Genomic DNA, 11,996 nt, shown 5'->3' with positions numbered 1-11,996 from the left:
CATGCTCGACGCGCACTCTTTGAAGATCTTCGCGACCGTTGCTGAGAATCTAAGCTTCACCCGTGCCGCGGAAACGCTGTTTCTCACACAGTCCGCCGTCAGCCACCAAGTCGCCTCGCTGGAACGGCAGCTCGATACGCAGTTGTTCGAGCGACGGGGCCGATCGGTCGAGCTCACCGGCCCCGGCCGTGTGCTCCTGGATCGGGCCCGCAAGGTCTTCGCGGCGATTGACGAAGCGGCCGAAGCCGTCAAGCAAGCCTCTCAACCGGGGCTCGGCAGGTTGCGCATCGGCGCCAGCCCGACGGCGTGCCAGTACCTCGTCCCCGAGTCACTCCGTGAGTTCCGCGAAAGCTTTCCCCTGTATTCCCTGGCGATCACCCCCGGCGACTCGCCGATCGTCGGCGAGCGGGTCGCCGAGGGATCGATCGACCTGGGCATCATGATCCGCCCTGACAGCCGCGATCGCGGCGGGAGGCTGCAGTACCACGACCTGTTCGAAGACGAGCTGGGGTTTCTGGTTTCGCCGCTACATCCGTGGGCGAGGGCGGGCAAGGTCGATCGACGGACGATGGTCGATCAACGGATGGTGCTCTACAGCCGGGGCAGCGCGACCTATCGCGCCGTCGAACGATACTTTCTGAAAATGAAGACGCCGCTCCGCGATCCGATCGAGCTCGGCTCGATGGAGGCGATCAAGGAACTGGTGAAACTGGGGCTGGGTATCAGCGTGATCGCCAAGTGGGTCGCGCGGCCGGAACTGTCGCAGCGGTCGCTCATCTGGCTGCCCCTGCCGGGGCAGAAAGTCCGGCGACGCTGGGCGATCGCCGTCGCCACGGGAAAGTCGCTTTCGCTGGCCGAACAGACGTTCGTCGGACTGTGTCGATCGGCTGCGGCGAACCTGATGATCGATGGCTGACCGACACGAGCTGATACTGACGGGAACGAACAACCTTCAGCCAATTCGCCCGTGAAGCGGCCCGCCAGGCGCCGCTAGTTCGTCCACGCGGCGGGTGACGGCAGGATCCTCCACCAGGGGTGGCGCCATGTGCGGTTTCCAGCGGGCATCCATCACCAGCGGCCCCTGGCATCCGTAGTGCTTCCGCCGGGTGAAGTCCTTCACGCCGAGCAGGTCGGCGGCGGGGTTCGATCGCGTGAATGCGACCCAGACCCAGTTGTTCAGGTTCTTAGCAGCAAAGTCCGCATCATCGACGAGCGTAATCAAGGGGAACGTTTCAAGGCGATCGGCCTGGGGTCCCAGATGTTCGACTAATCTCTTGAACGCCGGTTCGTCATCCGCGCTTGCCTGGAACCCCTCGTGCTTCGGGCCGGAAATCGCCAGTACGCCGGGCAACGCGACGCGCACGGTCCCAAATCCGGGGGGCAATGTGATGTCTCCGGGAACCTGTGTTCCCAGTTCGCGGCGGACGGGGCCGGCCGCCGCCACCACCACCTTCGAACCGGCGTTCAATCCCTCTCCGGCCGAGTAGTCGAGCGTGTCGATGGTCGTGCGGGTTTGAAAGTGCAGATCACGGGACCAGTCAACGCGCTGAAGGATATGACGGAAGAACGACGCGATGTCGTGAATGTCCAACTGAGGGTCGTCTTCATGCGCCGCGATGAACAGGTACTTCGCGAGCGACAGTTGACCCTGGCCGAGGATCGCATTCGCCTGCGTGAGCAGTTCCTGCGGCTGACGCTGCTCGGCGTAAGGCACGTAACGCTCGGAGCCGATCGCGAGCAGGAGAGGGTGCACGCCCGCGGCATCGACCGCATGAACGGCCTTCACGCCGGGCAACACCGTGGGGATGACTGGTCCCGTCAGTTCGTGAATGAATTCGCCGAACGAAGTGTCTTCCTGGGGCGGGCGACCGACGACGGTGAACGGCCAGATCGCTCCCGGGCGGTGGTACACGGCATCGACGGAAAGCACCGGGAACTCGTGCCGAAGACTGTAGTAGCCCAGGTGATCGCCGAACGGCCCTTCAGGTTTGGTGCGCATCGGATCGATGGTTCCGCTGATGACGAAATCCGCCTCGGCGGGCATCGGCAGGCCATTGGCTGCGGTGATCATCCGGAGCCGGCGCCCGCCCAGCGCCCCGGCGAACGCGAGCTCGGGCAGACCCTCCGGTAATGGCATGACGGCACTCACGGCAAGGGCCGGCGGTCCGCCGACGATCACGTTGACCCGGAGCTTTTCACCTCTGCGCACCGCCGCGCTGTGATGCACGCCGATACCGCGGTGAATCTGGTAGTGCAGACCGACCTCGCGTTCGCGGTCGTAGTCGTTCCCCGAGATCTGTACGCGGTACATGCCCAGGTTCGATTTCATCCAGCCGGGCCGGTCCGGGTCTTCGGAGTAGACCTGCGGCAGGGTCACGAAGGCTCCGCCGTCCATCGGCCAGCACTTGAGTTGGGGAAGGTCGTAGAGGGGAATCCGGTGCTCAAGAATGGAGCCCTGCCGACGGAACTTCGGCCGCAATCGCCAGAGCAGGGATGGCAGGTTCCAATATCGCCAGGGCTTCTTCATCGCCCGGTCGGGATGGGTCTTGAGCTCGACGAGCTTTTCGACATCGGCCAAGGTATCGCGGAACAGGAAGCGCATCCGCTCGACCGTTCCGAATAGATTCGCCAGCATCGGAAACCGGCAACCCCGCGGCTGGGTGAACAACACCGCCGGTCCCCCGGCGAGGTAGAGCCGACGTTGAATCTCGGCCATCTCCAGGTTCGGGTCGATGGGGGCATCGATCCGCACGAGTTGCCCCGCGCTCTCGAGGTCTGCGACAGTTTCGGTGAGATTCCGATGCGGCATGTCTACTTTCGAATCAGAAGCAGCGGATACGAGGATTCAAAACCAGCGCGGAAGAAGCCGGGCATTCACCCACGGACGGCGTACTCGCGTATTTCTACAAGTAAGTGTGGGCAGCAGGATCGACCGCAAAAGCATGGTGCCGATAGTAAGGCGATCCTGCCCCCAATATCCATTTCAGTTTCTTCAGCGAGTTGGACGCACCGGGAACGAGGCCTGAACGACATGAATCCGCACCGACCGTATGACTATTGCCGCGCGCGGCGGTAGGCTTCAACCCTCAACGGCAACGATTTGCCCAAAAGCCCTGACCGACCGGAGCGAGTTATGACCATTCCTCGATGGATCGTTGCGACCCTTGCCGCCGCGTTGCTGGCCTCTTCGCCCGCGATTCCCGCCGATGCGCCGCCCAAAACGGTTCCGCCGCTGCCGGCCTCGCATACCGTTCGGCAGCTCGAAGGCTGGACCATTCGCGTCGACGACCGACTCTTGAACGGCGAAGGCACGGCCAAGGGTGAGAAGGCGATGAAGATCCTTAACGCTCGCCTGGTTGCGATCACCGCCGTCGTCCCGGAAAAGACCCTCGCCCGGCTTCGCGAAGTGCCCATCCAGCTCGATCTGACGCACGGCGAACTGCACCCCATGCAGTACCACCCGAGTGCCGGCTGGCTCAAAGGCAAAGGCTACAGCGAGCAACTCGCCAAGTCGGTGCACATCCCCAGTGTCGACGACTTTCTCTCCCCGTTCGAGAGTCATCGGCAACCCTGGGCGGTGCTGCACGAGCTGGCCCACGCGTATCACGATCGGGTACTGGGATTTGACGAGCCGCGCATCATCGCCGCGTGGAAGAAGTTCCGCGACAGCGGCCGCTATAAGTCGGTGCTGACCAGCCCCGGGTCGATGCGCGAGCACTATGGCCTGACGAATGAGAAGGAGTTTTTCGCCGAGATGACCGAAAGCTATTTCGGCTCGAACGATTTTTATCCGTTCGTCGCCGGCGAGTTGAAGCAGGCCGAGCCGGAGATCTTCGAGCTGATGCACGACATCTGGGGACCGCTGCCCGGCCGCGAGAAGGCCGTCCGAAAAACACAGAAGTAGCCCCATGCCCCGCATTAACCCCGGGGCTTCCGAACGCTCTGCGACAGCGCCCGCCAGGGTGTCGGGCGATGGCCGCGGGCGATGTTCATGTCGGCGATCGCGAAAAGCCATCGCCACTGGCGGATGAAAGTCATCCAGGCGCCGATCAGCGTTCCCGCGGGGTCGTAGACGTTGGTCGATTCACTCGTAACACCGTTGAGCTCGACGATCGCAAGGTCCTCGCCACGCGCGAACGCCACGGGGTCGCAGTAACGAATATCGAATCGGCCGAAGTAGAAGCCGTCAAAGCCGCGGGCGATCTGATCGATCTTCGCTTCCAGCGCTTCGGTGCGGAGGTGACCGCCATCCCGAAAGAGCGTCCCCTGGCAATGGTTCCCCGCGACCGAGAGTGTCAGGGATTGGTCGGCGGACAACACCTGGTCGACATCGCCGGCGAACCGCGCCAGAAACAGATCGGCCTGCATGCGATAGCGCGGGTGATTCCAGATCAGCTCGCGCAACGTCGATCGACCGTCGCCGGTCACCATGGGGAATACCTTCTCCGTCATGGAAAAGATGCGCCCCTTCTGCTCGGACGGCAGGCGCACGTAGAAGATGCCCACTTCGTACGGACCGGGATGGTAAGGCTGAACAATCAGGTCGACGTTCGATCGCTCGATCGACCGTCGCAGCTCCGACAGGTCATTGCACCTGGCGACACCCACGCCACGCTGACCGACGTCCGGTTTGACGATGACGGGAAAGTTCCATCCCCGAAGCTGCATCGCCGAGACAAGGGCTTGAGTTCGATCCTCGTCTGCCGTCGCCGACGCGACCGGGCAGTGGAGGAAGGGAATCACGTGCTCCTGCGGCAGCGACGCCAGGATCTGCCGTTTCGACTCACCGACGAAGCCGCCGTCGGGCATGCCAGGATTTGCCGCGGTGATCGAGGCAAAACCGGCGAAGCCACCCCGGCGCAGCGACTTGGCGGTGATGTACAGCGCAACGGGAATGTAGAACAGCCAGGCTGGCCAGAACTCCCACCGCCAGAGTCGTTGGACGCGCGCCGCGAGGCGGGCGCGCTTGAGCGGATCGGAGAGTTGTCCGGCCAGGCGGAAGCCGGCGTAAAGCAATACGATTCCGGCCGGCAGTGTGAGCCAGGCGTAGCCGAGGGCTCTTCGGAGTGGCTCGGCGATCAGGTCGCCGACGACCACGACGAGTCCTATCAGCAGCGGCGTCCAGACGGCCGCCGCCAGAAAGGTCCAACCGGCGAATCGTAGCCCGCCCCGCCCGGTCGCGCCGGCGGCGATGAAGGTCGGGAAGCGCAATCCCGGCACGAACCGCGCCACCAGGATCGCCACGACCGAACGCCGCTCGAACCAGGTCCGAAAGTCGTCGAGTTTTCGCTCGTTGATGCGCTTGTTGATAAAGCTCCAGGAAAGCGCCCGCCGGGCCGAAAGCCGGCCGACGAACCAAAGCGCCATATCGCCGACCCAGATCCCCAGCAAACAACCGACGATCGCCGGCAGCCAATCGAGTGAGCCCCGGCGAACCCCCTCGCCGGCGGCGATCAGTGCCAGGTCTTCCGATACGAAGGTCGCGACGGCCAGTCCGCCGCTGATCGCGAGGGTCATCGGTGCCATCACCGGCATCATGTGCATGGCCGGCGGTTCGGGCTCCTTCGATAGCAGAAGGCAAACAGCCGCCGCCGCGAGCAACCCCACCAGCATCGCCGGCACGAACCACCGCCTGGGACGATCGGATTGGGGAAGGGGCAGTGAGAGTTCCATAGTCAGATCCTGTCCGGGCTGACGCATTCGGTCAGACATTGGCGGTGGCGAGAAGCTTCGGCTCTGCGCGACAGGCCAGCGAGGCCCGCGCGACGGATGTCCGGGGCAACGCAACGCGTTCGACCGCACCGGCGTCGCCTTGGCCGTCAAATGGTTGATAGGTCATTTCGGCCCGCGCCTCGTCGATCACGATGCTGGTGCGGCTGACCGTCCGCGCGTCGGCACGGCTCATCAACACGCTGGTATGGGTGGAGGTCGGCCAGGCATGGCTGTGATACGAGTCCTGAAGCCGGACACGTTCGCGGTCGTCGAGCGTCGCGGCGTTCCCGCCGAAGAACGATCGCAGCAGTTCTGCCCTGGGGCCCGCGACCAGCTCGTCGCCGAGGCCGGACGACGTCAGCAGGATCGGGGCATCGCCAAGCGGTGCCAACATCGGCTGCCAGCCGGACCGTCGCCAGTCGGCTCGGATGGTGCGACGGCCATCGGTGATCAGCAGTTGGAACGGCGCGAACGGTGCCGGGTCGAACCGCTGGAGCCGGCTCGTCGCTTCTTCGATCGTTCCGGATTGCAGGAGTAGAGGAAGGATCGACCCTCGACTCGGCGCGCCATTCGCAGCGATCGGGGGATTGTGGGGAGTCGGGGGATTGGCGTTGAGCAGTGCCGCGGCCAGGCCTGCATCATTCATACCGGCCCAGGTACCGCCGCCGACGGGATCCACCGGCCACACCGCCTGGCGCGCACCGGCGGTGAAGACGGCAGGACCGATCGCCGGCGCACGCCCACGAGCCTCGTCACGGTTGCACACCATGCGATAGCCGAACGACAGGCGAAGCAGTGTCACGGTGCACACGCGATCACCCGGCCTTTCGGTGCGCCGCGTCGCGAAGCGTGGCCGGGGCAAAGCCGAAGCAGTCGGGTAGCAAGCCGCCGAGCGTCTTCACCATCGCCCCGATGATCGCGTTGTGATGAATCGTATGACTGACGGTATAGGCCAGTTCGCGGCCGAGCGTCGAACCGACGTTGATCGGCTGACCGTCACTGGTCAGGAGGACTGACAGGCTGATATCCGCGGCGAGATCCGATTCATGCCAGGCCGATAAGGCATCGACCTGCGCTCGGACGGCGGCGGCCGCCGCCTCGCGATCGTTTTCGATCGGCGTCCCCCGCTGACGATGGTCGTAGTTGAGCGTGTTCGACTGACGGGCCTCGACTAACGCCGCGACGTGGTCCAAACAATGCCTGACATGCCCGCCCACGCTGCTGGGCATGACGCCCACAGGTTTCTGAACGTACTGGGCATCGGTCAGGTTCTGGATGACAGCCGACAACTCCGTTAGCAAGGCCATCAGCGGCTGCGCCGGGGAAACGGGTGTCGGAGCGACGCGGTCGCAACAGTCGATGTCGATCGATCGTGCAAGTGTCATGGGCATGGCAACCTCGGGAAGAGCTGTGAGCGCGCGGTTGGTCGGTTGGCGGCAGTTCACCCGGCGATCGGCGGCAGGCTGCCCGAAGGCACCAGTGCCGGTGTCACGGGCCGATCGGACCCGAAGAGCCAGGAGCCGATCACGGGAATCTGCTCCCGGCGGATCACAAGAATCGCAAGCGAGCCGACGAAGACGACAATCGCCAGGCCAAACAGCAGCCCGCCGTCACCCTGGACCTCAATGCCCCGTTTCGTGAGATGGCTCATGATCGCGCCGCAGATCACGCCGAGCGCCAGAATCGCCCCGATCGTGGTCGTGCGTGGGTAGAGCAGCAGGATCACCGCGATCAGTTCGGCGATACCCGACCCGATCCGTCCCCAAGGCTCCAGCCCGAGCGTCTTGAAGATGTAGACCGATTCCTCGGCCCCGCTGAACTTGAAGAAGAGCGTCTGGGCGAGAATGACGGCGACGACAACTTGGAGAATCCAGCTGCCGATTAATAACGTCTTGTTAAGGTCCATGAGGGGCTCCGAGTATTGCATTCAACGGTGGGATGCCGGTGCACCCGCACTGGTTACGCGATGTGCCTGAGGTCCGGATGCTTTGATTGGGACAACCGTGTTGCCCTGCTGATGGCTGAACTGGATGGAACGAATCTGATGCGGCTCATTCCCCCGCGATCTTCTTCCACGAGCCGTCGGCGAGCTTCGTCTTGTTCGCTTCGTCCTTTTTCCAGTCGTCCTGGGCGTCGGCGAAGAAGCTCTTGTAGAACAGGAACAGTCGGCCATTGGTGATGCGGAAATTCCGCGGATCGATCTCCACCTTCTTTCCCTCGGCCATCGCGGTGGCGCACCACCCGCCATAAGCGGGAGCGAACTTCTCCGGGGCGTCGGTGAATTGCTTGCGATTCTGCTCGCTGGAGAATCGGTAGATCACGCCTTTATGTTCTGCCGAGAACTTGGCATTCCCGCGGACCGCTTTGCCGCCGAAGTAAGAGACCGGGTCGTAGCCTTCTATCGCCAGGCGGTCCTTGCCCAAGTTGTAGTGCGGGGACGGCGGCGTCTGTGCGGACGACGTTGAAACAAAGCCAAGAACAACCAACAGCGCGATACCAGTTGCGGCGCGAAACATGGAAAATCTCCGGGAAGCGGTTTACGGCAATTGGCCGGAACATCCGACCGCCTGTCTGATGCCAGGCACGACGTCAATGTCACCGGCTTTGTCCCCGCCTTCCCCGGCGTGCAGATCACCCCAGCCTTGATGGAAGCCGAAATCGCAGTTCTTCCAGGCAAACCCTGCTAACCCGGAAAATTCAGAACCACCACGGAGGACGCCGCGAACACGGAGAAATCGCAGAGAAATTGCCCGAATTTGATCGCGGCAACCTGCCAGTCGAATGAATCGCTCGGGTGGTTCATGAGCCTCGTCTCGGTCTTCATCTCCGTGAACGCCGTGTCCTCCGTGGTGAACAATCCGGGCTATGCCGCAAATGACGACAGCCGCGACTGCTCGCGGCCGACGGAAAACACACCTGATTGTTGCGGGTCGCGGGAATATCTGAGCGCTCCGCCGGGTACATCCGGCGGCATTACCAACCTCGATGCAAGTCATCGACGCAGCGCGAGGACGGCGCGAACAAGGCCTTCCGGCACTTCGCTGGTCACGAACTCCGCACCTTCGAACGACTTGCGGCTCAGGTGGATGGTCTTCCGGTAGCTATCGAGGTAGTTCTTGCAATCGAGGCACTCGTCGATGTGCTCCTCGAACACTTCCCGCTGGGTCGACGGCAAGTTTCCGTCGACATACTCTTCCAGAAAATCGATCAACTCACGACATGTCATGGTCTGCCTGCTCTCTTGAGTATACGGACAAGAGTCTCTGCTGCGGTTACCTGCCATTGCGTTGTCTGACGCTTAAGGCCCGGCCGGCCCGCCGGCCGCCGCGGTCTCTCCGAAATAGGGGTTCAACAGCGTCCGCAGTGCCTGCCGTGCACGGTGCAGCCGCGTCTTGACCGCGTTGGCATTAATGCCCAGCAGTTGCGCCGTTTCCTCCGTGTCGTACTCTTCGATGTCGCGAAGGAGCAAAACGGTACAGTATTGCGACGGCAATTGTTCAATGCACCGCCGAACAATGGACCTGGACTCTTCCAATTCAGCCAGTTGATCGACCGCGGGAACCCAACCGCCACCCGGCTGAACGCGATGTCCGTCGGCGGTGTACTGCGGCAGCAGGTCTTCGATCGCCTGTTCCGGACGCCGCCGCCGGGTGCGGAGCTTCATCAACGAAGCCCGCACGACGATGGAGTGTAGCCAGGTGCCCAGGCTCGCGGTGCCACCGAAAGAACCGATCGCCTTGAATGCCGACAGGAATGCGTCCTGGACGGCGTCGCTGGCGTCGGATTCACTGCGGAGGAACCGCTTGGCGACCGCGAGCATGCGGCCTGCATGGTCGCGCACGAGTTGTTCGAACGCGGCCGGGTCGCCGGCCTGCAATCGCGGCAGAAGGGCGTCGTCCTCGCGCCGATTCGGCGGCGTGGGGTTGGAAGACTCTGACGTTGGCTGTGGCATGACCGTACTTTCCCGACAGACGTTTCGTTCGATGCGTTACGCAGGGTCAATCGCCTGAGCAACGCGACTCGAACGGAGTCGGGTAATCGCTCGGGCTTAGGGGGGGCTTTGGTTCGCCGCGACGGTGACGGCTGACAGTGCCGTTGCCGCGGCCGTGCGGACTGTTTCTCTGGGGTCGTTTAGTGCCGAACGCAGCGCAGGAATCGCCGCGTCGGCCGCGGTCCCGATTCCGCCGATCGCCATCGCCGACAGTTGCCGCACGAGCGGATCTCCATCGGCCAGGCGTCTGACCAGCGCGTCGAGCCATGGGAGCGCCGCCGGTCCCATCGAAAGGAAGCCGCAAACGCCACAGACTCGAAACATGGTCCTTGAACGTCCGAGCAACGGCAGAAGCCGTGGGGCTGCAATCACGGCCGCCGGCCCGACCGCCGACAGGCCGATCGCTGCATTCCAGACCACTACCGGATTGGGGTGGTCAAGTATTTCGCAAAAATAGAGCGAGACCGACTCGACGGGTCCCTCGACCAGCAACAACGCACGCTCGGAGGCTGTGTCGCCGACTGCTTCCAATGCGAGGTGGATTTGAAGCAGATAGGACACCCACGGGCGGGATTCCCCGATCGCGCCGGAAAACGCGGCCCGGGCTGCGTCACGTACGAGTGGCGATTCGTCGCGCATCGCGGCGCTCAGCTCGGCGGCCAATAACGGCGCGACGGCCGGCGTCGCACGCGCCGCCGCGGCGGCCGCCAAGCGCACGGCGGGGTCTTCGTCGGTCAGCGCATTTTGCCAGGCCGCCATCGGCACTTCGGAGAACTGGGCGACCTGTCCCATCAGCCCCGCCACAGCACGGCGGACAAGAGCCGACGCGTCTTTCATCAGTGCTGCCGCCTCGTCAGCGCCGATCCCAGCCCCGCCAAAGTCTTTCAGCATCTCGATCGCCGACACGCGAACACCGTCGTCCGGGTCGTGGATCAGTGTTCGAACCTGCGGCAGGCAAAACTCGGCATCGCCGCCCCGCTGCCGAAGCACGTCGAGCACCGTGCAACGTACGTCGGCGTCAGAGTCTTGCAGCACGTTCGCCAAGTCCCGAACGACGTCCGGCGAGCCTGACGAGGCACCGAGTGCACCGGCCGCCGCACGTCGAACGCACGGCTCGTCGTCGTGCAATAGTTCGCGCAGTGGCGGCAAGGCGGCAATCGGCGGGCCTTCGGGGCTGTTAAAGGCATCGGCCGCCGCCATGCGCACCTCGGCGGCCGGATCGTGCAGACAAGCGAGCAGCGCCTTCAGCAGCATGGGATCTGTCGAGTCGGCCGACCCGACGGACAGCATTGCCGCCGCGCGGACCGCCTGCCCGCGAACACCGGGATCAGCGGCCTGAAAATCCGCCAGGCAGGACATCATGCCCTGCCGCTCGGCACGCATCGCGGCCGGATCGCTTCGCATCGCCGTCGTGGTGCTCATGGGTTGCGCTCCACTTCGTCCACACGAATGAAGACGAGTCCGTCCCGGCTGAACTGCCGGCCGGTGACGATGACCGGCTCGGCGACGAGATGAAGAATCGACGACAACCGATCTCCCGCCAGCCGTTGTCCGTCGCGATCGGTCAGGACCAGAAAGGCCGGCGTTCGATCGGGCGTGTGTGTGACCAGGACCGGCGGAATGCCGCCGCGGATGCACAGCGTCGCGCACGCCTTGTGCGCCTTGCCGTCACCGGGCTTCATCGCCCCCGCGTAGCACTTGGGATCGATGATCTCGCCGGCGAGTCTCACGGGCGTGGATACATCGGCGACGATCGCCGAAGTCGCGGGCAGTAATTCACCGACCGGCCTTGATGCCGCGTCGGCCGCGACGATCGGAGTCTCCTCCTCGGCCATCGAGACCAGTCGCAAATCGCCTCGTGTGACGGCGTGGCCTCGAACGACGACACGCTTGCCGATCAGGCCGTGCGCCCAGTCGTCAGCGCTCTGTTTCGTGGGCCCCGTCAGCAGTAGTGCACGGCCACTATCTTCCACGAGAGTGAGGTATGGACTGGAGCGAAGCATCCCCGTGAAGGTCTGGACGTCATCAATCTGCCAGACACCACGACCGGGGTCGCGCTGTCCGGCGGCAAGGACGGCAATCAGCGCGCAGCAACCGATCAGGGTGATCGCCACCACGCGGAGCAGCCAGCGTCGCAAACCGGGCGGTGTCGGCTGGTAGCCGACGTAGAAGCTTTCGTCGTTGCCGGATGTCATGGGATGTTCTCTTGAGAGGACGTGACAACAACGCACCGAGCGATCACCGGGTCTAAAGACGCGACAACCGCGAAGCAGCACAGCATCTTGGTCTTGCT

12 protein-coding genes are annotated in these 11,996 nt (G+C 63.8%); 2 read left to right on the top strand and 10 right to left on the bottom strand.

Going from position 1 to position 11,996, the window contains the following annotated elements:
• The first annotated feature begins 1 nt into the window (after position 1).
• Entirely contained in the window at positions 2 to 916 is a 915-nt protein-coding gene (locus tag IPV69_RS25745; RefSeq protein WP_206292599.1) for a LysR family transcriptional regulator, read from the top strand.
• 36 nt (positions 917 to 952) lie between these two features.
• Here the strand turns inward: IPV69_RS25745 and IPV69_RS25740 are convergent, their stop codons facing one another.
• The gene (locus tag IPV69_RS25740; RefSeq protein ID WP_206292598.1) at positions 953 to 2,809 is read right to left on the bottom strand and encodes a UbiD family decarboxylase; all 1,857 of its coding nucleotides are present in this window, start codon (positions 2,807 to 2,809) and stop codon (positions 953 to 955) included.
• A 324-nt stretch (positions 2,810 to 3,133) separates the two neighbouring features.
• Between IPV69_RS25740 and IPV69_RS27445 the strand changes: the two genes are divergently transcribed.
• Positions 3,134 to 3,904, top strand: coding sequence for a M90 metallopeptidase family protein (locus IPV69_RS27445; protein WP_241179951.1), 771 nt, complete (start codon positions 3,134 to 3,136; stop codon positions 3,902 to 3,904).
• Between the two features lie 14 nt (positions 3,905 to 3,918).
• On the opposite strand, the gene IPV69_RS25725 is transcribed toward IPV69_RS27445, so the two are convergent.
• The 9 genes from IPV69_RS25725 to IPV69_RS25685 all read right to left on the bottom strand — a co-directional run bounded on the left by IPV69_RS25725 (position 3,919) and on the right by IPV69_RS25685 (position 11,898).
• On the bottom strand, positions 3,919 to 5,673 hold the full coding sequence (locus IPV69_RS25725) for a DedA family protein (protein WP_206292595.1): 1,755 nt from the start codon (positions 5,671 to 5,673) through the stop codon (positions 3,919 to 3,921).
• A gap of 31 nt (positions 5,674 to 5,704) precedes the next feature.
• Positions 5,705 to 6,514 carry an NRDE family protein gene (locus IPV69_RS25720; protein ID WP_206292594.1) on the bottom strand — a complete coding sequence of 270 codons (810 nt, stop codon included), beginning with the start codon at positions 6,512 to 6,514 and terminating at the stop codon, positions 5,705 to 5,707.
• A 13-nt stretch (positions 6,515 to 6,527) separates the two neighbouring features.
• Positions 6,528 to 7,103 (bottom strand): DinB family protein, encoded by a 576-nt coding sequence (locus tag IPV69_RS25715; protein ID WP_206292593.1) that lies wholly within the window; start codon positions 7,101 to 7,103, stop codon positions 6,528 to 6,530.
• A 50-nt stretch (positions 7,104 to 7,153) separates the two neighbouring features.
• Positions 7,154 to 7,618 (bottom strand): DoxX family protein, encoded by a 465-nt coding sequence (locus IPV69_RS25710; RefSeq protein ID WP_206292592.1) that lies wholly within the window; start codon positions 7,616 to 7,618, stop codon positions 7,154 to 7,156.
• Positions 7,619 to 7,763: 145 nt separating this feature from the next.
• A complete protein-coding gene (locus IPV69_RS25705; protein WP_206292591.1) occupies positions 7,764 to 8,228 on the bottom strand; it encodes a YHS domain-containing (seleno)protein in 465 nt (154 codons plus the stop codon).
• A gap of 476 nt (positions 8,229 to 8,704) precedes the next feature.
• Positions 8,705 to 8,938 carry an anti-sigma factor family protein gene (locus IPV69_RS25700; RefSeq protein WP_206292590.1) on the bottom strand — a complete coding sequence of 78 codons (234 nt, stop codon included), beginning with the start codon at positions 8,936 to 8,938 and terminating at the stop codon, positions 8,705 to 8,707.
• A gap of 72 nt (positions 8,939 to 9,010) precedes the next feature.
• Positions 9,011 to 9,664 carry an RNA polymerase sigma factor gene (locus IPV69_RS25695; protein WP_206292589.1) on the bottom strand — a complete coding sequence of 218 codons (654 nt, stop codon included), beginning with the start codon at positions 9,662 to 9,664 and terminating at the stop codon, positions 9,011 to 9,013.
• 96 nt (positions 9,665 to 9,760) lie between these two features.
• Positions 9,761 to 11,125 (bottom strand): HEAT repeat domain-containing protein, encoded by a 1,365-nt coding sequence (locus IPV69_RS25690; RefSeq protein WP_206292588.1) that lies wholly within the window; start codon positions 11,123 to 11,125, stop codon positions 9,761 to 9,763.
• Entirely contained in the window at positions 11,122 to 11,898 is a 777-nt protein-coding gene (locus IPV69_RS25685; protein WP_206292587.1) for a hypothetical protein, read from the bottom strand. The genes IPV69_RS25690 and IPV69_RS25685 overlap by 4 nt, the downstream gene beginning before the upstream one ends.
• Positions 11,899 to 11,996: the final 98 nt, after the last annotated feature.

This window comes from Humisphaera borealis, assembly GCF_015169395.1.
Lineage (GTDB): Bacteria > Planctomycetota > Phycisphaerae > Tepidisphaerales > Tepidisphaeraceae > Humisphaera > Humisphaera borealis.
Note: the sequence above shows the minus strand (reverse complement) of the source record. Positions and strands in the feature narration are given on the sequence as shown.